Here is a 23734-nt window from a genome sequence, read left to right as displayed (position 1 = left end):
ATAAGCTCCTGAAAGGGTCTGTGCCCGTTTTCAAAAATGATAAGTGCGAAGCAGTGACCATTGTGCCGCGCAATAGTTGTTAGCGCTGCATAGGTTTTGTGCTTCTTTTGCATGACGTTCTGACTTTAGTCGGCGCCAGCGATAGTAGCGATGTTTGCTGCCCTTCATCCACTTTATGGAACCGCGCGTGCTCCCGGCGTTTCGAATTGGCATACCGCGGCGTATTTCCAGCTCGCGGCCATCGAAACGAGGTGTTTATGAGCAACTCAACCACTTGGACGCAGGCGCAGGATCAAAGCGGTGCGCCGATTGATCGCAACGACCCGGCCATCGACCCGGAAGTGCCCGGCCAGACGCAGCAGCAACCAGATTCGACGCCATCGGCGGGCGACGCCGAGGTTGACCAGAAAGCCAAGCATGATGACAACAACAACGAGTTCAGCCCAGGCTTCGAGCCCAAGCCTGATCGGCCTCAACCCGGTGAAGACACCGATGCCGACATTGATACTGATGGCGGCTAGGTTCTCCGGCACACAAAAAGAGGCCGCATCCTGGGATGCGGCCTCTTTTTGTGGCGGCGGTTTGTTGTTGCAGCACACGCGATTTACTTGCTTGGGTGAGCCGCTTGCAGTTTTTTCGCCATGTCCAGATGTTTTTCCAGGCCCGGCAGCATCTTCTGCGCAAAGCCCTTGAGCTCCACCGCGCCCGGTTTTTTATCGTCGGTGACGGTCTCGGCTTCTTTCTTGAACAGGGCGATGGTTTCTTCGTGGGCCTTCACCTGGTTATTGGCGTAGGCGGCGTCGAAGGATTCATCGCGCAGGTCGAGAATTTTTTCTTTGGCCTGTTTCACCAGGGTGGTGGTGTCCGGCACTTCAATGTCGTGTTTTTTGGCGATGGTCGCCAGTTCGTCGTTAGCCTTGCCATGATCGGTGATCATCATGTTGGCAAACGCTTTGATATCTGCAGACTGACTTTTTTCCAGGGCCAGGCGACTGGTCTCGATCTCGGCGATGCCACCGGCAGCCGCACTATCGACGAAGTCGCTGTTAGTGGCAGCAAACGCGGTGCCCAGGCTGCTGCTCAAGGCAATCGCGAGGGCGAGGTGGCGCAAGTTGAATCCGTCCATAAATGAGTCTCCACACAAGGTTCGATGAGGCGAACATGTCGTCGCTAATCAATGGAGGCTTCAGCGCGAAAAAAGGTTTTATCGCAATTGCGACAGGACGACGAACGGGCACCGCTGGTCTGATTGGCGGTCGACAGAACCCGTCAAGCGAGGCCATGCTGATCGACAGCAACCCCACAGAAACGGGTTTGCCGCCGATCAACCAACGGAGGTGTTCCATGCCGGTGAAACATGATCTGTACCAGGATTTGAGCCGCACCAAGGAAGAGATTCAGAAAATCAGCGCCAACGATCCTCTTCTCAGTTCGCTGCTCGCCAAGTATTCCGAGGCTGACGCCGATGTGGTGAAAGCTGAAACCGCGACGTCTGACGCACCCAGCGACGACGACCTGAAAAAGCTCAAGGAGAAGCGTCTGGGGTACAAGGACAAAATCGTCGAGCAGTTGCAAGCCGCGACCAAAGGTCAGTAGAAATTTGGAACAGCCCTGACCCACGGCACCTCGAATGAATAGAGTCCAGTGTCTGGACATTTAACGAGGTGCCGTATGAACACTCCCCGATTTCCCAGCGAAGAACAGGGCGCTTTCGACCCGATCCCCACCCATCCCGAACCCCTCAGCCCCGGGCGCACCACGGTCAATCCCGAGGATGAGCCGGGGATCGATGAACTGCCTAATAACGAAGGTGCACGGCCAATGGACCAGGACGATGGCACTGATATCGACCCGGAAAAAGTGCGAGAAGAGACTGATAATGCAGTGCGCGATGGAGAGATGGATCCGCGTTGAACCTCGGTTGCTGGTATGACTGAACTGACGCCATCGCTGGCAAGCCAGCTCCCACAGTGTTGGGTGGTGCACGCATTGACCCTGCACGCCACCGATTACTGCGCGATGGAGAGATGGATCCGCACGCCATCGCTGGCAAGCCAGCTCCCACAGTAATCTTCGGTGTGCAGGCAAATGCATTCACTACTCAGACCAGTGGGAGGGAGCCTGCTCGCGAATGCAATCGACCTGCCGCGGAGTCATTGCAGCCCTGCGCAAACCCCTGTGGGAGCTGGCTTGCCAGCGATCAGGCCTGACCATTCGCTGAAGATTATTTTTCCATACCCCCCGCAAATCTCAGTTCTTACCCAACGCCACTTCCAACGGCATCCGCACCATATGCCTGGCTTTCAACGAGCCAAAATAAAGCCACTCGCCATACTCGCGCACGGTCGTGATCGGCGAGTAGCTCTCGCTGCCGGTGGCTTGCAGATTGGCAATGACCTTGCCCTCTAGATCCAGGCCTAGGGCAAACCCGCGTTTTTCCACCGGCGCCGGCAAGACCTTCAAGGCACGGGCGATCATCTTGCGCACGAATGGATGGCCTGCCGTACCGTCCAGCAGGGCATTTCGCGGGGCGTAAAGCGCTACCCAGAATCGCGTGCCGCCATTGAACGCAAGGTTATCCGGCAGCCCAGGCAAGTTGTCGATGAACACGTCCGAAGTCCCGGCTTTCGGTCCGCTGATCCAGTAGCGAGTGATGCGGTAAGCGCCGGTTTCGTTGACCAGCACGTAGCTGTCCTCAGGGCCCAGCGTCACGCCATTGGCGAATTCCAGTTTATCCAGCAGTTGTTCGGTCTTGCCGGTCTGGAAGTCATAGCGCAGCAGGCGACCGTCGCCGCCATGCTCAATGATTGCATCGCCGTCCGAGCCATAGCCGAAACGGCTCGAGGCATCGCTGAAGTAGGCGTAATGCCCGGACTGATCGATCGCCACATCGTCGGTAAATCCGTAATCCACACCTCCCGCCGAGGTGCTCAAGGGAATCAACTGGCCGAGGGCGTCGAGTGCCAGCAAACCCTTGACCCCGTCAGCGATCACCAGCAAACCATTGGGATGGCGCGCCAGGCCCAACGGTCGGCCACCCGTATCGGCCAGCACTTTGATGATTTTGCCGTCGAGACTGCTGTGCAGGATGCGGCCGTCGTGCAGCCCGGTGATCAGTGCATCCTCTTCCAGCAGCAGCGCCTCGGGGCCGTCGATCTCCAGCGCCCCGACCGGGCGGACGGCGTTGAGTAACTGGTTGGCCGCGAACGGGCCGCTGTGCAGCGACGGAGCACTGGGCGGTGACCAGGCCACGGGCCGCACTTTGGTCGGCATCAGCAAGAGAAAGGCGACGATCAACAGCAACAAGGTCAACAGCGCGTGATACCACCGGACGCGGCTCAAGCGGCGGCCCCGGACTGGCCGGGGAGAAGGGCGTGAACTCTGTCACGCAGGGCCAGCAACGAAGCTGCCGACTCATGATCGATGCGCCGCTTGAGTAGCAATTGATTGGCCAGGCGCAGCGCCCAGCCGCTGAAGGCGTAGTCCAGGGTGCGCACGAATTGCGTGCCGTTGGCCGTGGCTTCGCACTCATAGGTCACGGTCAGTTCCAGCCCGTTCTCGCCCCGCGCCCGCGCGCTCCAGCGCCGGCCCGGCAAGTATTCGTCGACGCGCCAGATCAGATGCCCGTCGCGGCCACCGGCGCGGATGTCCTCTTCGAACCGCGCCCCGGCATGCAGCGGCCCGTCCGGCCCCTGAATCCGCAATGACGACGGATGCCATTCCGGCCAGCGGCTGACGCTGCTGGCGTAGGCCAGCACGGCGAGCGGGTCTCGCAGGATCTCGATGCGGTGCTGCATGCGCGTCATGGCGGTTCTCGGCACAAGGTGTTGATCGGTTTCCGGTTCCCAGTGGAGGGTGCCGAACAGGTAATCCATCAGCGGCAGGACAATATTGAAGTTGCGCTGCTGCATCATTTCCCGGCGGTGATGAACCTCATGCAGCCGGCGCATCTGGCGGATCCACGGCAGCCGCGCCAAGGGATGGCTCGGCGGCAAATGCTCGCAGGCGTGAAACACTTCGTACAGCAGGTAACCGAGGATCATGCAGCCGGCGAACAGCCCGGCGACGTTTGCGTCCCATTGTTTGAGCAGCCACCAGGCGGGCAGTGTCAACGCGACACTGTGCACCACAATCAGCCAGGCGGGAAACAGAATCACCTGCCAGTCCTGGGCGCGCTCGAAGGTCATGAAACCGGGCGTGAAAAAACTGTGGTGATCCCCGGCATGCCGCGCGTAAAACAGCTGCGCCAGACGCCGTTTGTGATGGCCCAGATGCCGATGCACCAGATAAATCACCAGGTTCGCCAGCAGCAAGGTCAGCGGCAGCGTCAGCCATTGCCAGGGTTGTACTTGATGCACCGTGCTCCAGAAGCCGAACATCGCTAGCACGCCGAACAGCAACACAAACCCGCCGTGCAGCCACGGGTTGTAGCGCGGATGTATGGCGGCACGGTAGCGCAGGCGGAAGGCGGCGGTGGTTGGCCTCACGGAGCAGTCCCTGGTAGTTGAGTATCACCAGCGTAGACGAACCTTGAGCGGTTGCCTGAGCTTGACACAGGGCGCATTGGCCAGGATCCGCTGCATAACCGCCGGGTGTGGCGAGGGTGGTTCGGGGCCTAGATCATCGGGTCCCAGCGCTGCGACCAGTCCCCGTCGTCCTTGACCACTTGCCGCAGCACGTCGAACGCCTGTTGCAGGATGCTGCTTTCGCGGTCGCGAGAGTAGACCAAGTAGGTCGGGTAATTGAATTCCGGGGCTCTGGGCACCCGTTCGAGAACACCGCTGTCGAGGTAGCTCTGCACGACGCGGGTACGGAAATAGCCGCTTCCGCCGTTTTCCAAGATGTATTGCAGGGCCACGGGGCCGAGGTTGAAGCTGACCGCCGCTTTGGCTTTGTCCGGCAAGGCGGCGTCGTGTTGGCGGCGGAAATCAGCGCCCCAATCGATGTAGACGTAGGGCGTCGGCTGGGTGGGCAGGCGCACCTGAATGAGCTTCTCTTCCAGTAACTGTTCCACTTGCAGCCCTGGCCAGTATTCCGGTTGAAACACCAGCGTGGCGTCGAGCACGCCGATCTCCAGTTGTCGCAGCAGGTCGGCGCCGTTGCCGATTTCCATGCGCAGGGCGTAGGCCGGGATTTGCGTACGCAAGGCCTTCGCCCAACTCAACAGCAGCGGGCTGCACAGGCTGACTTCGCCACCGATGTGCAGCACGTTGCGATAGCCCTCGGGTAACGGCAAGTCTCGCCGCGCGGCTTCCCAGGTTTGCACCAGTTGATTGGCGTACACCACGAAGGCTTCGCCGTTGGGTGTCAGGCGTGCGCCGGCGCGGTTGCGCACGAACAAGGTGCAGTCGAGTTGGCTTTCGAGTTTCTGTACCCGCGCGGTGATCGCGGTCTGGGTAACGTGCAACTTGTCGGCGGCCGCCACCAGGCTGCCGTGACGGACGATTTCCAGGAAAGTGCGGGCGAGGTCGATGTCCATGGGGCAACCGTTGCGTGACGAAGCGTCGATTGTAGAAGGGCCGGGGCTGCGTCAGGAAGTTATTTGCGCGACCGCTGCTTGGGGGCTCAGGGCGTGGCAATCCCCTTGGGCAGGATCAACTCCGCACACAGGCCGCCGCCTTCACGGTTACTCAACACCAGCGAACCGCCAATGGCCATCGCCAGTTGTTGGGCGATCGCCAGGCCCAGGCCGGTGCCGCCGGTGCTACGGTTGCGCGAACTTTCCACGCGGTAGAACGGCTCCATCACGTGCGTCAGTTCTTCTTCGGCGATACCCGGTCCGCGGTCCATGACCTTGATCGATAACTTACCGCTGGCCAGTGCCTGCACCTGCAACTCGGCGGCGCCGGCGAATTTCAGGGCGTTGTCGGTCAGGTTCACCAGCACCCGGCGCAGGGCGTGCGGGCGGGTTTCGATGACCATGCCGCTCTTGCCGTGCAACTGCACATTCTTGTCCATGTCCTGATAGTCGAACATCAGGCTATCAAGGAACGAATCCAGGTCGGTGCGGCAACTGGCTTCGGTGGCGCCGTGCACGCTGCGGGCGTAGGCCACGCCTTCCAGTACCAGGTGCTCGATCTCGCTGAGGTCGCTCCACAGTTTTTCTTTCTCGATGCAATCGTCCATGAACTCGGCCCGCAGCTTCATCCGGGTGATCGGGGTTTGCAAGTCGTGGGAGATCGCCGCCAGCAGTTGCATGCGTTCCTTCAGATACGCACTGATGCGCGCCTGCATGGCATTGAACGCCTTGGCCGCGTAGGCGACTTCGGTCGGCCCCTGCTCATCCAGATGCACGGCATGGGCGTTGGGATCGAGGGTTTCCGCGGCTTGCGCCAGGCGGGTCAACGGGCGAATGGCGATGCGCACCGCGGCCCAGGTGCAGCCGATCAACAGCGCCAGTTGCGCGAGCAACACTGCCGGTAACCACGGCGAGACCGCTGGCATGGTCGGGCGTACATCGAGGGTCAACGGGTTGCCGTCGCTCAGGCGCAAGTGGCCCTGGAAGCGCTTTTTCTCCCCGGGCACGTCGGTGTAGGTCAGCTTGTAGGCCGGGTTCATCGCTTCATTGATCGAGGTCACGGCCATCGGTGGATCCTGCATGTCCATCGGCGTGCCGCGCTCGCCTTCGCCGAGGATCCAGCCGTAGTTGGTGCGCTCCAGGCGCTGCAACCAACTGGCGCGTTCCTCGGCGGGCAGGCGATCGAGAATGGCGATCGAGGTCGAAACGTCCGTTTCCAGGTTGCCGAGCATGGTGTTTTTCGCCGACTCGTAGCGCTCGTAGAACTGCGCGCCGAACGACAGGGCCTGGGCCAGGACCAGGCCGATCAGGAAAATCAGCGACAGCCGCGAGGCGAGGGTGCGTGGCCAGCGAAAGGACAGGTTCATGCGTGCGCCCCAAGGATTTCCACCGGCAGCGAAAACACGTAGCCCTCGCTGCGCACGGTTTTGATGTAGGCCGGTTCGCGGGCGTCGTCGAGCAAGCGCTGACGCAAACGGCTGACCAACAGGTCGATGGAACGGTCGAACAGATCGGCGTCGCGGCCCTGAGTCAGGTTCAGTAACTGGTCGCGGTTGAGCACCCGCTGCGGGTGGTCGAGGAACACCCGCAGCAAACGGTATTCGGCGCCGCTGAGGGTGACCATGGTGCCGTCCTTGTCGAGCAGGTGCCGGGCCGAAGTGTCCAGGCGCCAGCGGCCGAAGGCGATCAAACGGCCGCTCTCAGTGACCGCCAGGTTCGGCGGCAGCATGCGCGTGCGGCGCAGCACGGCGTTGATGCGTGCCAACAATTCGCGGGCGGCGAAGGGTTTGGTCAGGTAATCGTCGGCGCCCATTTCCAGGCCGATGATGCGGTCGGTTTCGTCATTGCGCGCGGTGAGCATCAGGATCGGCGTGGTTTTGTGTTTGCCGGCCCGCAGCTCGCGGCACAGCATCAGGCCATCGTCACCGGGCATCATGATGTCGAGCACGATCAAGTCCACGGGCGTTGATTCGAGGAAGGTGCGCATCTGCCGACCGTCGGCGACCACGGTGGTGCGCAGACCGTTTTTCTTGAGGTAGTTGCCCACCAGTTCGCGGATCTCGCGGTCATCGTCAACGACGAGAATGTGATCGACGTGCTCCATCGGGCCAAGCCTCTGTAAAGGGGAATGTCCGCAGTCTACCGAGCCTTCCGGCGCGCGCCTGCCACCCTTTGTATTGCAGTGTATCTGGCTTGCAGAGGGATACGTTTCAACGCAAAAAAGCCTGTTTGCGCGGCTTTTGTATCGCCGTGTATCCCGCCCCGGCTCTGATACTTACCGATTTATACCCGCCGCTTCCCGACACATACGGGATACCTCAAGCGCTTTAAATGAGCCCCATCGAAGCACGGCCAGATGCCGCTGCTCAGACACCACGAACTCATTCATTGCAACCCGAGGAAACCATCATGAATCGCCAGTCCGTTTTCGCCGCTTGCCTGTTCGCCACCCTGAATATCTGCACCTTCTCGGCTCGTGCCGAAGCCGATGTCACGCCCAAGACTTACAGCTACGGCACGCATCTGGATATCCAGAAAGTGGTCTCGATCAAAGAGGACAACCGCATCGTCTGCGGCCCGGTCGATGCGCAAATGACCTACCTCGACTCCCACGGCAAAACCAACGTGCTGGACTACCGCAAATTCGCTGATGGCTGCAACGAGAACAACTGATCGCGTGTTTCCAACCGCCACTTCTGACTAAAAGGTGAACCTTATGATCCCGTTGAAAAGCTACCTGACCGCCGTTGCCTTCGCCCTGGCCGGCAGCGCCGTGCACGCCAATGCCGCCGCTGAAAAAGAACACTGCGGTAGTGGCGTTTGCTTCCAGTTGACTCCGCTGGCGAAAGAGGGTGAAAGCCCGGCTGTAGCGGAGAACGGTTACAGCCGCACCCCGCAGGGGATGCAGGTGGATAACCAGACCGCGTGAAGCACCGCCGACCCCCTGGGGGAGCGAGCCTGCTCGCGAAGGCGGAGTGTCATGTTCAGTGATGGTGACTGACCGGACGCCATCGCGGGCAAGCCCGCTCCCACAGGTTTTTGCGTTGAACACAACATTTGTATATCCCAGCCAATTATCAGGTGACCCTTATGTTACTCATTGCCTTTCTGGGCGGGATTTTGACCGTCCTCAGCCCTTGTATCCTGCCGGTGGTGCCGTTTCTGTTTGCCCGTGCCGACCGCTCGACCCGTTCCATCGTGCTGACCCTCGGCGGTATGGCCGTGACCTTCGCCGTGGTCTCCAGCCTGGCGGTGGTCAGCAGTGAGTGGGTGATTCAGGCCAGCAACACCGGGCGTCATGTGGCCCTGGTGGTGATGGTGGCGTTTGCCCTGTCGCTGATTTCCGCTCGCGTTGGCGAGTGGCTGACCCGGCCGTTCGTGGCCCTGGGCAATCGCATTGACCCGGCCACCCGCAATATGTCCGGCCCCCTGGGTTCGGTGTTGGTAGGCGTCGCCACCGGGCTGTTGTGGGCGCCGTGTGCCGGGCCGATCCTCGGGGTGATCCTGACCAGCGCCATGCTGCAAGGCGCCAATGCCGGGACCAGTCTGCTGCTGGTGGCCTACGGTCTGGGCAGTGCCTTGTCGCTGGGCACGCTGATCTTTGCCGGCCGTGGCCTGGTCAACCGCTTGAAGCCTTCGATCCCGGTCACCGGTTGGTTGCGTCGCGGCGCCGGGGTCGCGGTGCTGGCTGCCGCCGCCGTGATCGGCACGGGCAACAGCAAGGTGTTGTCGGCCGGTGCTTCGTCTGAAGGGGTGGCGAGTGTCGAGCAGGGCGTGCTGCAAACCGTGCCGAAAATCGTCGACTACCTGGTCAGCAAGGTCAACGCCGCCACCACTGCTTCCGCCGACGAAAGCCAGGGTGAGATGCCGTCGCTCAACGGCGCAGTGGAATGGCTCAACTCGCCGGCCCTGAGCAATCAGTCGCTGCGCGGAAAAGTGGTGCTGGTGGACTTCTGGACCTTCGACTGCATCAACTGCCTGAACACCTTGCCGCATGTGAAGGATTGGGCGAAGAAGTACGAGAAGGACGGCCTGGTGGTGATTGGCGTGCACACGCCGGAGTACGGTTTCGAGCGCATCATCGGCAATGTGAAGAAGCAGGTGAAAGACCTGGGCATCACCTACCCGGTGGCGATCGACAACGATTACACCATCTGGCGTGCCTTCGATAACCAATATTGGCCGGCGCATTACCTGGTCGACGCCAAGGGCCAGATCCGTTACACCCACTTCGGTGAAGGCCGTTACGAAGCGCAGGAAAAGGTCATTCAGCAATTGCTGGAAGAGGCCAAGGCCGACGCCAAGACCACTGCGCCGGCAGCCTGATCCGCCGCGCAATACCGCACGACCAGGGCTCATCGCATGATGGGCTCTGGTCGTTTTTACTGGTGAGGGAATATTCCGCCGCGCTAAGTGTTCACCTCTAGGAACACTTGATTGCGCCCATCGGCGCCACACCGTGAAGTCCAAAAACGAGAAGAACATGATGGCGATTGTCTGGTTGCACGTGGTTTCGATGGTGCTCGGTTTTGCGGCCCTGGTGGCCTACGACGCGGTGCTGATCGTGGCGGCGAAGTCCAAAAGCGCCGAGTTTATCCAGCAAGCTTTGAACAGCACCGCACCGGCCGGACTGGCCGGCAAGATTCTGGTGATCATCGGGCTGCTGGCCGGCGTGCACCTGGCCGGCAAGTTCGGCTACGGCGCGACCTGGCTGGTGGGCTCCTATGTGCTGATGGCGCTCTCGATGTTCCTCGGCGCCGTCGTACTGGACCCGATCCGCAAGCGTTTGCTGGTGGCCGCCGTCGCTGGCGACCGGCAAATCGCTGAATTTCGCCTGGGTTCGGTGCCGTTGATCGTGCTGTACATCAGCAGTCTGTGCTGGGCGATTGTGATCGGCCTGATGTTGGCCAAGCCCTGACTTCACCGCGCGTGCAGCCCAGTGTCAGGCGCCTGAAACACTTCGCCGGATTTGCCTGCCGCCACCGGACGACCGGGCCCGTTGGCCGACGACCGGGCGCGACGCCGGCGGTACCGGGAGCGATAGTTTTAGAGCGGGGCTGCAGCCGTACTGCGGCGTCATTTTTACCCTCGATAACCATAAAAGAGGTTGCCCCATGAGCACTCCCATTGATCTCCAAGCCCTCAAAGGTCGGCAAATGGCCGCGTGGGCCAGCGGCGATTACGCCGTGGTTGGCACTACGCTGCAGTTGGTCGGCGAGCTATTGGTCGAAGCCTGCGACTTGCGCTGTGATGAACAGGTGCTGGACGTCGCCGCCGGCAATGGCAACGCGACCCTGGCCGCCGCCCGTCGAGGTGGCGTAGTCACGTCCACCGACTATGTCGCGGCGCTGCTCGAACGGGGCGAGGACCGCGCCCGCGCCGAGCATTTGGCGGTGACGTTTCAAGTGGCAGATGCCGAGGACTTGCCGTTCGGCGACGCCAGCTATGACGTGGTGCTGTCGACTTTCGGCGTGATGTTCGCCCCGGACCAGCCGAAAGCCGCCTCTGAGCTGGTGCGGGTGTGCCGGCCCGGTGGACGGATCGGCCTGGCCAACTGGACGCCGGACGGTTTTGTCGGGCAGATGTTCAAGGTCCTCGGCAAGCACGTGCCGCCACCACCCGGTGCGTTTCCGCCGTCGCGCTGGGGTACCGAAACCTGGCTGCACGAGCAGTTCGCCGAGACCTGCCAGGTGGAAGTCACCCGCCGCTCGTTCAACTTCCGCTACCGCTCCGCCGCCCACTTCATCGACACCTTCCGCCGCTGGTACGGCCCGGTGCACAAAGCGTTCGGCACACTCTCGGCCGACGCCGCTCAGGCGCTCGAGGCTGACCTGACCACACTGCTGGAAAAACTCAACCGCGCCGGGCCAGACTCGCTGGTGGTGCCGAGTGAATACCTGGAAGTGGTGATGACGCGGCGCTGATCGCGGTGTGTCAGACAGCTGCTTACTGAATGCACCACCGCCATCGCGAGCAGGCTCGCTCCCACTTTGGATCTGAGGTGTGCCGAGTACCGAGCAAACACCGCCCATCCCTGTGGGAGCGGGCTTGCCCGCGATGACGTCAGCACATCCAACATCGCTCTGGGCTGACTCACCTCGCGCGGTAAGTCAGCACGGCGATGGTTCAGGAGTGCTTGCCGTGATTAACGTCAAACCACTCCATCGCTGTGCGCCAGATGCAAATCCCCAGGAAATACGCCGAGGCCAGCAGCCACAAACCCATCACCAGGTGATTGAGGGTCGGATGGTTGAGTACCAGTGAGAGGCTGCACAGCAACCAGATCGAGGTCACGGCAATGTTGATCGGCATGAAGCGCTTCACGCGGAACGGGTGGAGAAATTTCATGCGGGTGACGGTCAGCAGGGCCAGGCCAATCACGGTGAGCAAGGTCACCCAGGACGGCGGGCCGATGATGAACAGGCACAGCGCGACTACGTTCCACGCGGCGGGGAAGCCCTGGAAGTAGTTGTCTTTGCTTTTCATGTCGACGTTGCAGAAGCAGAACAGTGACGACACCAGGATCACCGTGGTAACCAGCAGCGGCGTGTAGTCCGGAAGCGGGATGTAGCGATAGATGAACAGTGCCGGGATGAACACGTAGGTCAGGTAGTCGATCACCAGGTCCAGCACCGAGCCGTCGAAGTGCGGCAACACCGATTGCACATTGACCTTGCGCGCCAGGGCTCCGTCGACGCCATCGACGATCAGCGCCACGCCCAGCCACAGCAGGCACGCGGTGGGTTGGTTTTCGAACAGGGCCAGGGTGGCCAGGAAAGCCAGCACCACGCCGGTGGCGGTGAAGCCATGGGCGCCCCAGGCTTTGAGCGTGGCGATGCGTTGAGTCGAGATCAAAGGAGTGTTCTCCAGCAAGTGAAACGGGCCAGTTGCTACCACCGACGGGGTCACCGGCAAACCTGGCTGGGCTGCACCTATCGACCGGTTATCGGGGAATAAGGTTCATCCCCCAGATAAATCGTAGACCGCTGCGGAAAAAATGTTGCGGTTAAATGTACCGCAGGAGGCGAAGTGGCAGGGATAGCTTCGTGCGGACGGGACTGCTGCGCAGTCCGGCGGGAGCAAGCTTCCTCGCCACAACTGAGCGCTGGCAAAAATCCCCTGTGGCGAGGGAGCTTGCTCCCGCTGGGGCGCGCAGCGGCCCCATGCCGATGCTTCAGTCGCCTCGCGCCCGCAGGCGGTACCCTCGTGGCGAGAGCTGCGTCACCCGTTTGAAAGCGTGATTAAACGCACTGTCCGACTCATACCCCAGCGCATAACCGATGCTCGCCACCGAATCGCTGCCGGTGCATAGCGCATGGGCGGCGAGGCGCATGCGCCAGTGCAGCAAATAATCCAGCGGCGGACGACCGGCCAGGGCTTTGAAGCGTTGGCTGAACACCGTGCGCGACATCCCCACATCGCTGGCCAGTTCAGCGACCGTCCACGGATGCGCCGGCTGCCGGTGCAGGTGAGCGATGGCGCGGCCGATGCGCGGGTCGGTCAACGCATTCAGCCAACCGGGAAACGCCGGGCCCGCGTGGTCGAGGTGATGGCGCAAGGCGTGTAACAACAGCATCTGCGCCAGATGATCGGCCATCAATCGCGAACCGGCGCCGGCGTGGCTGAGTTCGCTGGCCAGTTGTTCCAGCAGCCATGGGAACGCGGCGGCGTGGGGCGAGGTCGCGGGGATATGAATGACGCTGGGCAAGTGATCAAGCAGCAAATCCGCCTGGGCCGCATCGAGGGTGAAGCGCCCGCCGATGGCGCTCAGCGTATCGACAACCCCGAAGCGCGCACAGCCGTGCACGGCGGTGGCGAACACCTCTCGCGCATCCACCGCTTCCAGCGTCAGGTCGCTGGCCAGGCGATAGGGTTTGCCGTCGGTCAGCCAATAGGCATCACCGGGGTGCAAGCGATAGGTCGTGTGGTCGCCCGCCACTTGCAACCAGCAAACACCCCGTTGAATGGCGGTGAATTTAATCCCGTCGTAACCGGGAAAGTCGATGGCCCAGTCGCCGCCCGCGATCAGTTGTGCGCAATGGCCGCCCTGCGGTTTGACCAGCGAAAGAACATCTGACAGAAGATCCATGGGTTTTCCGAACGATCGAGCAATGAAAAGACCGAATGTAGCATTGGTCGAACGCCGCGTTGCACTGAAGATGGGCTATTGCTTGTTTTGCCCATTGAAGGAAATCCTGATGAGTCCTCTGCAAATCCCTATGAACAGCGGCTTCGGTCCGAAAACCGAGGCCTGCGACGTGATGCGTGGCATCGATCTGACAGGGAAAATTGCGATAGTCACTGGCGGCGCGTCGGGCTTGGGCTTGGTCACCTGCAAAGCGCTGGCCGAGGCGGGCGCGACGGTCATTGTGCCGGCGCGGGACGTGGCCAAGGCAAGACGGGCGCTGAGTGGCGTCGCCAATGTCGAGGTTGAGCCCTTGGACTTGCTTGATCCCGCATCCATCGAACGTTTTAGCGCGCACTTCCTGCGCAGCGAACGGGCCTTGCACTTGCTGATCAACAGCGCCGGAATCATGGCCACGCCGCTGGCGCGGGATGCACGCGGGTATGAAGCGCAGTTGTCCGCCAATCATTTAGGGCATTTCCAACTGGCAGTACAGCTTTGGCCGGCGCTGCAACGGGCGCAGGGGGCGCGGGTGGTGGCGGTGTCGTCCGGTGGGCACCGGATCGCCGCGATGGATTTCGAGGACCCGAATTTTCAGCAGAGGCCGTATGAAAAGTGGACGGCGTACGGTCAGTCGAAATCCGCCAATGCGTTATTCGCCTTGGGGCTGGATCAGCGCGGCAAGGCACAGGATATTCGCGGGTTCTCGGTGCATCCCGGCACGGTACTCACGGACCTGGCGCGGCATCTGTCGGATGAAGAGTTGCAGCGCTTTGGCGTGTCGAAGGACAGCACCCACGGCAGCATTCCCGAAGGCCAGGCGGCGGGTGAGGGCGGAGATTACAAAACCCCCGAGCAAGGCGCGGCAACCGCACTCTGGTGCGCGACCAGTCCACAGTTACAGGGTTTGGGCGGGGTGTATTGCCTGGATGCCGACATTGCGCGGATCGACTCCCCCGACCGGCCGGGTGTCGCGACCTGGGCTTGCGATATCGCGCTGGCGGATCGGCTCTGGACGTTGAGCGAGCAGTTGACCGGTGTACGGCTCGCTTGAATCCTGCATTTACACGTATTGGCGTTGACGCTCGCGCGAGGACGAATACGCGGCTTCAGCTTCCAGCAAGTGCGCTTCGAGGATGTCGTTCAGAAAGCGGAATTGATCGTTGAAGCCGATCACGCCGTTGCTGAAATGGTTGCCAGCGGCGGGCATCAGCAGTTCATCGAATTGTTCGTTGAACACCAGGTTCGCGGCCTTCTTGAATACGTAGCGCTGCGAGTAGTAGTTGGTGCCGAACACCGGAAAACTTACAGATAAGGTAACGGGGCGGTTCATCAGTTTGTCTCCTCGGAGTCCAGAAGGTGCAGCACGTACTGTGAAAAAAGCGTCAAGGTCACAGCGGTCACAGCCAGGCAAGTCAGCAGGTGGATCAACATGGTTCAACCCTCCTATGCAGGGTGTGTGTGGGGCATGGGACCGATCCTACGCTGTGGATTTTTTTGCGGAAGGCATAAGCGCCGATGGTGAATATCGACAGCGATGATGGTTAAGGGAATGGCCCGGCGCCGTTGGTTTTTCGCGGCTCGGGATTAACGCGGCAGACCTATACTCAATTCAGCCGTGCAACCCCGGGCCGACTGTTGGGTAGGGACTGCGAACTTGAACCTGCGTGGGCTGATCGTCGCCATAATGCTGGTGTTGGCCGTGGCCGGTTGTGCCACGCCGTCCCGCGCGCCCGTGGCGCAAATGGCGGTGGTGATTTCGCCGATGACCTGGCGGCAGGTCGATCAGGAAGTGTTCGCCGCCTCGCAGAACGCCACCGAGCAGGCCAAGCTCTACGCCCGCGGCGCCATGGAACATTGGCGCACACGGGTGTATCAGCAGACAGAAGAAAATTTCATCCCTTGGTTCAGCAGTTACTGGACCCAGGAATGGCTATCGATGAAGGTCAGTTGGTACACCATGAGCGCGGGCGGCGAGCAAGACGCGTCAGCCAGACGCTTGGCGGATTACTTGCTGGAACAATACCGGGAGCGAGTGCTGGCGCCGGTGGCGGTGGAGATTGATCCGGACGCGATCCTCGGCGAAACCACGGCGTATTACGTGCAACTGTTGCATCAGCAGATGCAGGTGATTGCCCAGCGTCACGGCGTGCCGATGCCGCAACTCTACGGGCGCATTCAGAAAATCCCCGCCATTGCCCTCGGGCCTCCGCCGGCGCGGGATGCGTCGCTGTATCAAGTGGTGCAGGCCGCGCCGCTGAATACCTTGCCGGCCTACGCGGCTTTGATCGACAAAATCCACACCGCCGGCGGCGCCAAGGGCATTGGCTCGACCGACGCCGGCATGACCCCGGTGGCCACGCGCGCCAGCCGACGCATGGAAGCGGAAATGGCCCCGCGCGGTGCCGCCAGTGCAGTGGCCGCGGCGGCCGGCAAGTTCGCCGGAGGCCTGATCTCACTGGGGGTTGCCGGGGTCCGCGCGATTATTCAGGCCAACGACCGGCCCGACAGCGAAGCGCTGATCCGCAGCAGTCTCGGTGGCTCGTTCGACAAGAACTGGCAAAAACTGCTGCACAACCCCAGCACCGGCGTCATGGCCGGCACGCTGTACCTGGCCGGGCAGGTCGAAAGCCACCTGGCCAGCAGCGTCGAACCGCCGGTCGGCGTGGGCCTGGACGCTGTCGAGTGGACGCCGTCCGGAGCGACTACTCAGCAGCTTCATCCCTAACCTTGCAGGAGCATCAACATGTCTTACGTCGATGGCATGATCGCCGCGGTGCCCACCGCCAACCGTGAGCAATTCAGAAAACACGCCGAGATCACCGCAAAAATCTTCAAGGAATGCGGGGCCCTGAGCCTCGTCGAGTGCTGGGGCGATGACGTGCCGGACGGCAAGGTCACCTCGTTCCCGATGGCCGTCAAACTCAAGCCCGATGAGACAGTGATTTTTTCCTGGATCGTCTGGCCGGACAAAGCCACCCGCGATGCAGGCATGCAGACGATGATGAACGACCCGCGCATGCAGCCGGACGTCAATCCAATGCCGTTCGACGGGCAGCGCATGGTATTTGGCGGGTTCAACATCATCGTGCAGGTATGAATATCACTCCGCCGCCGGGGTGATGCGACAACTCTTGCGCTGGCGGATCTCGGTGTCCGAGGGCCGCTCTTTGACAAACTCAAACCGCGGCTCGCCTTCGCTGTAGGTCACCAGCCAGCCCCATTCCAGCTCGCTTTCATCCTGCCCAGGCCGTGGCGGCGCGGCCCACCAGGGTTCTTTGCTGAGGACTTGTCGCATGACACCTCCGGGTGAGTGGCGTTGCTTGAACTATAACCGGTGATGCACAGGCCGCCAGGTCGGCGTCGGCACAGACTCGTGAGAAACCAGCTAGAACTAAGCCCCGGCTGGGCGTTTGGTGCCGGGAGGCATTTCTTCAAAGATGACCACTACACCAGGGTAGTGGTGGGTGTCATTACAGAAATTTTTGTTGCCAATGTCAGGAAACAGATAAGCGTATGAGGTCTTCCGGCGTGGGGCGCTTCGGAAGTGATCACTTTTCGCCAGCCAGGCATCAAGGCGTTCTCGGATTTTATTTTTATCTAGCCCACTGACTCCTTTTGTCGAAACTTCGCTCATAGGCAGGGTGGGCACCACGAACGTCACCGCAAATCGTCGATCACCCTCGTTCTTAGTGAGGTGCCAGCAATCACCCCACGCTGCTTCCTGGGCTTTCTGCATGTAGTTAGTGCGAGCGCGGCTGCCAATGGGTTGCCAGGCTTGCTTGGACTCGATGGCGAAAGACACGTCTTTGGTTGAGAGTACGAGATCGCAACGGCCGTTTTTTAGCACCCCTGCTTCCACGCCAGCTTCTGCCTTGGCATGTTTTGCGGTACTGAATTCTTCAATCGCAACCCAGTCTTTGAGGCTCCAGGCGGCGCCGGCCAATGTACTCAGGGTGGCGCGCTCGTTGTACCACCAGCAGTTGTCCCTATCGTAGATCACCAAGTAACGCTCGATTGCTTTTATCCAGGCAGCCAACAACGTATGCAATAGTGCTTCGTCGTTATGAATATGGATTTTTTCCAAGGTCGACATACAGGTCCTTTTGACATTCGCAGCCGTCGAGTGAAGCGCGAAGTTACCGCATTCCGTGCGCTGGACCCAAGCGCTGAAGTAATGATGCGCCGAGCGATGATAGAACGGCATGAGCGTTTATCAGCCAGACGAAGTGCTCAATGGAAGTTCTGCCAAACAACACGCTGGAAATGCCAGTCACTTGCTTCTTCGTCGTTTTGCTGACCTGAGGTAGAATGCCGCACCTTCACGTCACGCTAGGGCGGGGAAGTGCCGGTCGCGCGCGATCGAGCGGTACAAAAATGTAATCAGTGTCACCCAAGTAGCTGAGCCAATGACTAATAAAAAGTCAGCACAGGAGGGGCATATACGTGAGGCCGATCATGTTTATCGGTCTTGTATGTCCACCATCAGTCCTTTCTGAGTGCGGTTCGGCGGTAGCGACGTTGCCCATGGCGGGTCGCGCTTCAGGCAGAGGAATGACAGGTGGACGGCGTTCTATCCTAGGTATTAACTGCATGTTGAAGAAAGTGAACACCGCATTACTGGGCCTTGCGTTGTCCATGGGGCTGACCTCGGCGCACGCGGCCGAGGCCAAGAAAGTCGATGTATTGCTCATCGGCGGGGGCATCATGAGTTCGACCCTGGGCGTCTGGCTCAATGAACTCGAGCCGAACTGGACCCTGGAAATGGTCGAGCGCCTCGATGGCGTCGCCGAAGAAAGCTCCAATGGCTGGAACAACGCCGGCACCGGTCACTCCGCACTCGCCGAGTTGAACTACACCCCGGAAAACAAAGACGGTAAAGTCGAAATCCCGAAAGCCATCGAGATCAACGAGGCGTTCCAGATTTCCCGTCAGTTCTGGTCATGGCAAGTGCAGAACGGCGTGTTGAAAGACCCGCGTTCGTTCATCAATTCCACGCCACACATGAGCTTTGTGTGGGGCGACGACAATATCCAGTTCCTGAAAAAACGCTACGAAGCGCTGAAGGCGAGCCCGCTGTTCGCCGGCATGCAGTATTCCGAAGACCCGGCGCAAATCGCCAAGTGGGTCCCGCTGATGATGGAAGGCCGTGATCCGAAACAGAAGATCGCCGCCACCTGGACGCCGATCGGCACCGACGTCAACTTCGGTGAGATCACCCGTCAGTTCGCCGGTTACCTGCAAACCAAGCCTAACTTCAGCCTGAAGTTGTCGAGCGAAGTGCAGGACATCACCAAGAATGACGATGGCACCTGGCGCGTCAGCTACAAGAACCTGAAAGACGGCACTAAAACCGAAACCGACGCCAAGTTCGTGTTCATCGGTGCTGGTGGCGGTGCCCTGCACTTGCTGCAGAAGTCCGGTATTCCGGAAGCGAAAGAGTACGCCGGTTTCCCGGTGGGTGGTTCGTTCCTCGTCACCGAAAACCCGACCATTGCCCAACAGCACCTGGCCAAGGCCTACGGTAAAGCGTCGGTCGGCGCACCGCCGATGTCGGTGCCACACCTGGACACCCGCGTGCTAGACGGCAAGCGCGTGATCCTGTTTGGCCCGTTCGCGACTTTCAGCACCAAGTTCCTCAAGGAAGGTTCGTACTTCGACCTGCTGACCAGCACCACCACTCACAACATCTGGCCGATGACCAAAGTGGGCATCAAGGAATACCCGCTGGTCGAGTACCTGGCCGGTCAACTGATGTTGTCGGACGAAGACCGTTTGAACGCGCTGAAAGAATACTTCCCCAACGCCAAGGCTGAAGACTGGCGTCTGTGGCAGGCCGGCCAGCGTGTGCAGATCATCAAGCGTGATGAGGCCGCCGGTGGCGTGCTGAAACTGGGTACCGAGATTGTTGCGTCGCAAGACGGCAGCATCGCCGGCCTGCTGGGTGCATCGCCGGGCGCGTCGACCGCCGCGCCGATCATGCTCAGCGTGCTGGAAAAGGTCTTCAAGGACAAAGTCGCCAGCCCGGCCTGGCAGGCCAAGCTGCATCAGATCGTGCCGAGCTACGGCACCAAGCTGAACGACGACCCGGCCCGCGTCCAGCAGGAATGGGACTACACCGCCAAAGTGCTGCAACTGACCACCCCTCCGGTGATCGGTGACATGGCTGCGCCGGCACCCACGCCCGCCAAGGCTGAAACGCCGAAAGCAAGCAACGGCGCGACGGACATGGCTTTGTAATTAAAGCTCGCTGGATGAAAAACCCACTGCACCGGCGACGGTCAGTGGGTTTTTTTATGGCTGATGAACGATCGGTAAAACCCTTGTGGGAGCGAGCCTGCTCGCGAAAACGGCGGTCCATCCAGAGATGATCTGGCTGACACTCCACCTTCGCGAGCAGGCTCGCTCCCACAGGGTTTTGTGGTGTGTCTCGGCTTCACGCCACTTGCTGCTGCTCCAGCATCGGGATCGCAAACAGGAACGCGGCGCCTTGGCAGGCGTTGCGCGTGGCCCAGATCCGCCCGCCGTGGAACTCGATGATCGAGCGGCAAATCGACAGGCCCATGCCCAGGCCTTCGTCCTTGGTGGTGAAGAACGGGTTGAACAGCGAACTCAGCAGCGTTTCCTCGATACCCGTTCCCGAATCGCGGACTTCCAGCACCACTTCCTGACCCTGGACCCAAGTCCGCACCTGCAGCATCCGTGCATCTTCGGCGACTTGGGCCATGGCCTGGCAGGCATTGATGATCAGGTTAATGATCACTTGTTGCAGCTGGATCCGGTCAGCGCTGACGGCGACACCCGCGGCTTCGAGTGCCAGCTGGTAGCGAATCTTGCGATGGCTCATTTCGTGCTGGACCAACATCAGCGCGTCGCTGACCACTTCATCGAAGCGCTGGCATTGCCGCTGCGGATCGCATTTGCGCGACAGCGCGCGGATACCCTTGATCACGTCGTTGGCCCGCAGCGAGCAGAGGATGATGCGGTCCAGGGATTGCAGCGCCTCATGCAAATCCGGCTGGTCGCACTTGATCCAGCGCTTGCACGATTCGCCGCTGGCAATGATTGCCGCCAACGGTTGGTTGACCTCGTGGGCGATCGAGGAGGCCAGTTCGCCGAGGGCGGTGACGCGGGTGACATGGGCCAGTTGCGCCTGGGTCTGGAACAGCGTCTCCTCGGCTTGTTTCGCGCTGCTGACGTCCATCAACGCCGCCACGTATTCAAACTGATCGCAACCGCGGTGCAGGGCATTGACCACCATGTGCACATGTTTGATCGCGCCGTCCGCCATCACCAGGCGATGCTCCAGGTCCGCCCGATCGGCGCCGCTGGCCAGTTGGGCGAAGAGCCGTTCGATCAGGGGCGCGTCGTCGGCGTGCACCCGCGCGGTCATCGACTCCCAGGAGGGCGGGATGCCCACGGCGTAGTCATAAATCCGGTGGGTTTCCTCCGACCAATCGACCTTCTCGCAGCGGGCCTTGTTGAACCGCAACCCAATGCTGCCGGTGCGGCTCAAACGTTGCGCGCCTTTGAGAAACACTTCATTGCGCCGCAGGTTGTTGGCCAGGCGCTTGCTGCGAATCGTCAGGAGCGTGACCGTGACCAGCGAAATGATGCAGCGGATATACGCGGCAATCTCATGCGGGTGGTCGTAGCCGGCAATCACGAGGAAGTTACCGGAGATGATCACGAACGAACTCAGGCTGGCGAGCGCCACCACCCTGATCGACACCACGCTCGCTGACATCAACAGCAACGTCACGTACATCGCGGTATGGGCGAAGTCGCGGTCGATCATGAAGTTGATGGTGGAAATCACGATGGCCGCGACGATGGACGCTGAAAGTGCAATCCGGTCGGACTCGAAAAAGCGCTGCAACAGAGGGTTCGAAAACATGCGGTTGCCTTTTGTTCTAACGAGAGTGGCTTCAGTGCAAGGCCTGAGCGCGGACAGCAGCGGCCGATTATCGTTGAAGCTTTTTCGCTGAACCCTCAGATCAAGGTGTGCGGTTTTTATACTTAGGTTTGGCCGGTGCCTTTGTATGGCCGTGTATCAGCGGCCGCCGCAGACACACGCACACAACAAACGGCGAATTCCCGACACATCGCCAGTACACCCGACGCCCACAGTAGCCACTCCACTACTGGTTAAGAGGGCACCACGATGAAACGCAATCTGTTCCTGGCCACCGCAGCAGTACTCGCCACCCTGAGCGGTTTTGCTCAAGCCGCGGAGGTCAAGCCAGCCGCTGCTGCCACCGAGCAAGCGCAACCGGCGAAGAACTGGCAGAAGGGTTTGCAACGCACCGACCTGCAGCGCGAGACACTGGATATTTCCCATCCTGAAGTGATCCAGGCGCGGGTTGATTTTGATGCCGGCGTGGCCTCGCCACGGCACTCGCATCCGGGCGCTGAAGTGGCTTACGTGATCAGCGGCACTTTCGAATATCAACTGCAGGGGCGCGCACCGATCACGCTCAAAGCGGGCGACTCGCTGTACATTCCGCCGGGCGTGGCGCACATCGCCAAGAACGTCGGCTCAGAAAAAGCCTCGGAACTGGCGACCTACATCGTGCAGAAGGGCGAGCCGCTGCTGAAGATCGAAGAATGACCGAAGCCCGGCCTGCCAGCGCGGCAGGCCGTTGACCGCGACTGTTTTTATCACCTTTCGAGCGGAGTGCTTCGATGTTCAAACTGCTGTCTACTTTGGCCCTTGGCTGCGCCTTGGGGCTGACCTTGGCCAATACGGCCCAGGCCGCTGTGCCTGCAGACCCGTCCAGCCAACCCTCGGCGGTGGCCTACCGCAGCGTCAAGGTCGATGACCTGACGATTTTCTACCGCGAAGCGGGGCGGCCCGAGGCACCGACCTTGTTACTCTTACATGGTTTTCCCAGCTCTTCGCGGATGTTCGACCCCCTGCTGGCGCGCCTGGCGCAGCGCTATCATTTGGTCGCGCCGGACTATCCCGGCTTCGGCCACAGCGACGCGCCGGAACCCAAGACATTTGCCTATACGTTCGATCACCTGGCCAGTGTGATGGAGCATTTCACCGAAACTCTGGGCCTGACCCGGTACGCCCTGTACGTGCAGGATTACGGTGGCCCGGTGGGCATGCGCATGGCCCTGGCGCACCCGGAGCGCTTGCAGGCGTTGATCGTCCAGAACGCGGTGTCCCACGAAGCCGGGCTTGGACCTTTGTGGCAAAAACGTCGTGAATTCTGGGCTGATCGCGCGACAAACGAGGCCAGCCTGCGTGCGAGTTTCTTCTCACTGGCGACCACTCGGCAACGGCACGTCGGCAAGAACCCGAATGTCGAGTTGTTTAACCCGGACCTGTGGACCGATGAGTTCAACTTCCTCAACCAGCCGGGGCAAGCCGATATCCAGAGCGATCTGTTCTACGATTATCGCAACAACGTTGCCAGTTATCCGAAGTGGCAAGCCTGGCTAAGGGCGCATCAGCCGCCGACGCTGGTGGTGTGGGGCCAGTTTGATCCGTCCTTCGACGTAGCCGAGGTCGCGGCTTATCGCCAGGATCTGCCAAATGCCGAGATTCATGTGCTGGAAGCCGGGCACTTCGCCCTCGATGAGCAGCCGGCGCAGATCGCCGCGCTGGTGTCGGGCTTCCTCGACAAACAGTTCAAACCATCGGCTAACTGATCCATCACGGCCCGTTCTGAGTACAGCTAAAACGGGCCCTGAGTGACCACGCGGGTATCGATAATCTGCCGCAACGTGTCGATCCGCCGCTGATACACATCCTTCAAGCAACTGACGTTGGTGCCGCAGGCCGCACGGGTTTTGATCCAGGCCTGTTGCTGGCCGATCAAGGCATCGCGACCGCCCATGGGCAGGAAGCGTTTGTCGAGGCTGAACAGCAACGCCATCGACACGTCCATGTCATTCAGATTCCGGTTGGCGCACACGGTTTTTTCGTCGGCGCTGCTGGCGCGTTCGCAGTCGAAACTGGCGGCCCACGTGGTGTTCGTGGCGAGCAGGGCAGAGGCGCTGAGCAGGACGGATAACAGTGTGTGTTTAAGCATGGGCGGTGTTCCGGAAAGTCGGCGATCGAGGGCGTTTTGGGTAACGGA

27 protein-coding genes are annotated in these 23734 nt (G+C 60.8%); 14 read left to right on the top strand and 13 right to left on the bottom strand.

Annotated elements, in window-relative coordinates; genetic code table 11:
* Window positions 1-257: 257 nt before the first annotated feature.
* The gene (locus RG836_RS14355; protein ID WP_310846518.1) at window positions 258-521 is read left to right on the top strand and encodes a hypothetical protein; all 264 of its coding nucleotides are present in this window, start codon (window positions 258-260) and stop codon (window positions 519-521) included.
* Between the two features lie 83 nt (window positions 522-604).
* On the opposite strand, the gene RG836_RS14350 is transcribed toward RG836_RS14355, so the two are convergent.
* Window positions 605-1126: a DUF4142 domain-containing protein gene (locus RG836_RS14350; protein ID WP_310846515.1), complete on the bottom strand. Its 522-nt coding sequence runs from the start codon at window positions 1124-1126 to the stop codon at window positions 605-607.
* Between the two features lie 218 nt (window positions 1127-1344).
* Here RG836_RS14350 and RG836_RS14345 point away from each other — a divergent pair, with 218 nt between their 5' ends.
* Entirely contained in the window at window positions 1345-1596 is a 252-nt protein-coding gene (locus RG836_RS14345; RefSeq protein WP_310846513.1) for a hypothetical protein, read from the top strand.
* A gap of 75 nt (window positions 1597-1671) precedes the next feature.
* Complete coding sequence (locus tag RG836_RS14340) at window positions 1672-1914, top strand: hypothetical protein (RefSeq protein WP_310846511.1); 243 nt, start codon at window positions 1672-1674, stop codon at window positions 1912-1914.
* Between the two features lie 336 nt (window positions 1915-2250).
* Here the strand turns inward: RG836_RS14340 and RG836_RS14335 are convergent, their stop codons facing one another.
* From RG836_RS14335 to RG836_RS14315, 5 genes are all read right to left on the bottom strand, one after another.
* Window positions 2251-3273 carry an SMP-30/gluconolactonase/LRE family protein gene (locus RG836_RS14335; protein ID WP_310846550.1) on the bottom strand — a complete coding sequence of 341 codons (1023 nt, stop codon included), beginning with the start codon at window positions 3271-3273 and terminating at the stop codon, window positions 2251-2253.
* A 65-nt stretch (window positions 3274-3338) separates the two neighbouring features.
* Window positions 3339-4487 carry a sterol desaturase/SRPBCC family protein gene (locus RG836_RS14330; protein ID WP_310846509.1) on the bottom strand — a complete coding sequence of 383 codons (1149 nt, stop codon included), beginning with the start codon at window positions 4485-4487 and terminating at the stop codon, window positions 3339-3341.
* A gap of 128 nt (window positions 4488-4615) precedes the next feature.
* Window positions 4616-5479, bottom strand: coding sequence for a LysR family transcriptional regulator (locus RG836_RS14325; RefSeq protein ID WP_310846507.1), 864 nt, complete (start codon window positions 5477-5479; stop codon window positions 4616-4618).
* 86 nt (window positions 5480-5565) lie between these two features.
* The gene (locus RG836_RS14320) at window positions 5566-6885 is read right to left on the bottom strand and encodes an ATP-binding protein (RefSeq protein WP_310846505.1); all 1320 of its coding nucleotides are present in this window, start codon (window positions 6883-6885) and stop codon (window positions 5566-5568) included.
* A complete protein-coding gene (locus RG836_RS14315; protein ID WP_310846503.1) occupies window positions 6882-7622 on the bottom strand; it encodes a response regulator in 741 nt (246 codons plus the stop codon). The genes RG836_RS14320 and RG836_RS14315 overlap by 4 nt, the downstream gene beginning before the upstream one ends.
* 305 nt (window positions 7623-7927) lie before the next feature.
* Here RG836_RS14315 and RG836_RS14310 point away from each other — a divergent pair, with 305 nt between their 5' ends.
* The 5 genes from RG836_RS14310 to RG836_RS14290 all read left to right on the top strand — a co-directional run bounded on the left by RG836_RS14310 (window position 7928) and on the right by RG836_RS14290 (window position 11442).
* The gene (locus RG836_RS14310; RefSeq protein WP_310846501.1) at window positions 7928-8191 is read left to right on the top strand and encodes a DUF2790 domain-containing protein; all 264 of its coding nucleotides are present in this window, start codon (window positions 7928-7930) and stop codon (window positions 8189-8191) included.
* Window positions 8192-8234: 43 nt separating this feature from the next.
* Window positions 8235-8447, top strand: a complete 213-nt coding sequence (locus RG836_RS14305) for a hypothetical protein (RefSeq protein ID WP_310846499.1) — start codon at window positions 8235-8237, stop codon at window positions 8445-8447.
* A 161-nt stretch (window positions 8448-8608) separates the two neighbouring features.
* A complete protein-coding gene (locus RG836_RS14300) occupies window positions 8609-9844 on the top strand; it encodes a cytochrome c biogenesis protein DipZ (protein WP_310846497.1) in 1236 nt (411 codons plus the stop codon).
* Between the two features lie 133 nt (window positions 9845-9977).
* Complete coding sequence (locus tag RG836_RS14295; RefSeq protein ID WP_310846494.1) at window positions 9978-10436, top strand: DUF2269 family protein; 459 nt, start codon at window positions 9978-9980, stop codon at window positions 10434-10436.
* Window positions 10437-10632: 196 nt separating this feature from the next.
* Window positions 10633-11442 (top strand): class I SAM-dependent methyltransferase, encoded by an 810-nt coding sequence (locus RG836_RS14290; protein WP_310846492.1) that lies wholly within the window; start codon window positions 10633-10635, stop codon window positions 11440-11442.
* 202 nt (window positions 11443-11644) lie between these two features.
* Here the strand turns inward: RG836_RS14290 and pcsA are convergent, their stop codons facing one another.
* Both pcsA and RG836_RS14280 read right to left on the bottom strand, forming a co-directional pair.
* Window positions 11645-12373, bottom strand: coding sequence for a phosphatidylcholine synthase (pcsA, locus tag RG836_RS14285; protein WP_310846491.1), 729 nt, complete (start codon window positions 12371-12373; stop codon window positions 11645-11647).
* A 319-nt stretch (window positions 12374-12692) separates the two neighbouring features.
* Window positions 12693-13607 carry an AraC family transcriptional regulator gene (locus RG836_RS14280; protein ID WP_310846489.1) on the bottom strand — a complete coding sequence of 305 codons (915 nt, stop codon included), beginning with the start codon at window positions 13605-13607 and terminating at the stop codon, window positions 12693-12695.
* 109 nt (window positions 13608-13716) lie between these two features.
* On the opposite strand from RG836_RS14280, the gene RG836_RS14275 reads away from it, so the two are divergent.
* Window positions 13717-14697, top strand: a complete 981-nt coding sequence (locus RG836_RS14275; RefSeq protein ID WP_310846484.1) for an oxidoreductase — start codon at window positions 13717-13719, stop codon at window positions 14695-14697.
* Window positions 14698-14706: 9 nt separating this feature from the next.
* On the opposite strand, the gene RG836_RS14270 is transcribed toward RG836_RS14275, so the two are convergent.
* Entirely contained in the window at window positions 14707-14976 is a 270-nt protein-coding gene (locus RG836_RS14270) for a hypothetical protein (protein ID WP_310846483.1), read from the bottom strand.
* A gap of 324 nt (window positions 14977-15300) precedes the next feature.
* On the opposite strand from RG836_RS14270, the gene RG836_RS14265 reads away from it, so the two are divergent.
* Both RG836_RS14265 and RG836_RS14260 read left to right on the top strand, forming a co-directional pair.
* Window positions 15301-16371 (top strand): hypothetical protein, encoded by a 1071-nt coding sequence (locus tag RG836_RS14265; protein WP_310846482.1) that lies wholly within the window; start codon window positions 15301-15303, stop codon window positions 16369-16371.
* Between the two features lie 18 nt (window positions 16372-16389).
* A complete protein-coding gene (locus RG836_RS14260) occupies window positions 16390-16743 on the top strand; it encodes a DUF1428 domain-containing protein (protein ID WP_310846480.1) in 354 nt (117 codons plus the stop codon).
* A 3-nt stretch (window positions 16744-16746) separates the two neighbouring features.
* Here the strand turns inward: RG836_RS14260 and RG836_RS14255 are convergent, their stop codons facing one another.
* Together RG836_RS14255 and RG836_RS14250 are read right to left on the bottom strand one after the other, a co-directional pair.
* Window positions 16747-16941 (bottom strand): hypothetical protein, encoded by a 195-nt coding sequence (locus RG836_RS14255; RefSeq protein WP_310846478.1) that lies wholly within the window; start codon window positions 16939-16941, stop codon window positions 16747-16749.
* 96 nt (window positions 16942-17037) lie between these two features.
* Complete coding sequence (locus RG836_RS14250) at window positions 17038-17739, bottom strand: hypothetical protein (protein WP_310846477.1); 702 nt, start codon at window positions 17737-17739, stop codon at window positions 17038-17040.
* A gap of 497 nt (window positions 17740-18236) precedes the next feature.
* On the opposite strand from RG836_RS14250, the gene mqo reads away from it, so the two are divergent.
* Window positions 18237-19883 carry a malate dehydrogenase (quinone) gene (gene mqo, locus RG836_RS14245; RefSeq protein WP_310846475.1) on the top strand — a complete coding sequence of 549 codons (1647 nt, stop codon included), beginning with the start codon at window positions 18237-18239 and terminating at the stop codon, window positions 19881-19883.
* Window positions 19884-20079: 196 nt separating this feature from the next.
* Here mqo and RG836_RS14240 read toward each other — a convergent pair whose 3' ends face one another.
* On the bottom strand, window positions 20080-21540 hold the full coding sequence (locus RG836_RS14240) for a sensor histidine kinase (RefSeq protein WP_310846472.1): 1461 nt from the start codon (window positions 21538-21540) through the stop codon (window positions 20080-20082).
* 267 nt (window positions 21541-21807) lie between these two features.
* Here RG836_RS14240 and RG836_RS14235 point away from each other — a divergent pair, with 267 nt between their 5' ends.
* Both RG836_RS14235 and RG836_RS14230 read left to right on the top strand, forming a co-directional pair.
* Window positions 21808-22254 (top strand): cupin domain-containing protein, encoded by a 447-nt coding sequence (locus RG836_RS14235; RefSeq protein ID WP_310846469.1) that lies wholly within the window; start codon window positions 21808-21810, stop codon window positions 22252-22254.
* Between the two features lie 74 nt (window positions 22255-22328).
* Window positions 22329-23303 (top strand): alpha/beta fold hydrolase, encoded by a 975-nt coding sequence (locus RG836_RS14230; RefSeq protein ID WP_310846467.1) that lies wholly within the window; start codon window positions 22329-22331, stop codon window positions 23301-23303.
* Between the two features lie 26 nt (window positions 23304-23329).
* On the opposite strand, the gene RG836_RS14225 is transcribed toward RG836_RS14230, so the two are convergent.
* Window positions 23330-23686, bottom strand: a complete 357-nt coding sequence (locus tag RG836_RS14225; RefSeq protein ID WP_310846464.1) for a lysozyme inhibitor LprI family protein — start codon at window positions 23684-23686, stop codon at window positions 23330-23332.
* Window positions 23687-23734 lie beyond the last annotated feature (48 nt).

Origin of the sequence: Pseudomonas rhizozeae (assembly GCF_031583775.1) — a bacterium.
Classification (GTDB): domain Bacteria; phylum Pseudomonadota; class Gammaproteobacteria; order Pseudomonadales; family Pseudomonadaceae; genus Aquipseudomonas.
Note: the sequence above shows the minus strand (reverse complement) of the source record. Positions and strands in the feature narration are given on the sequence as shown.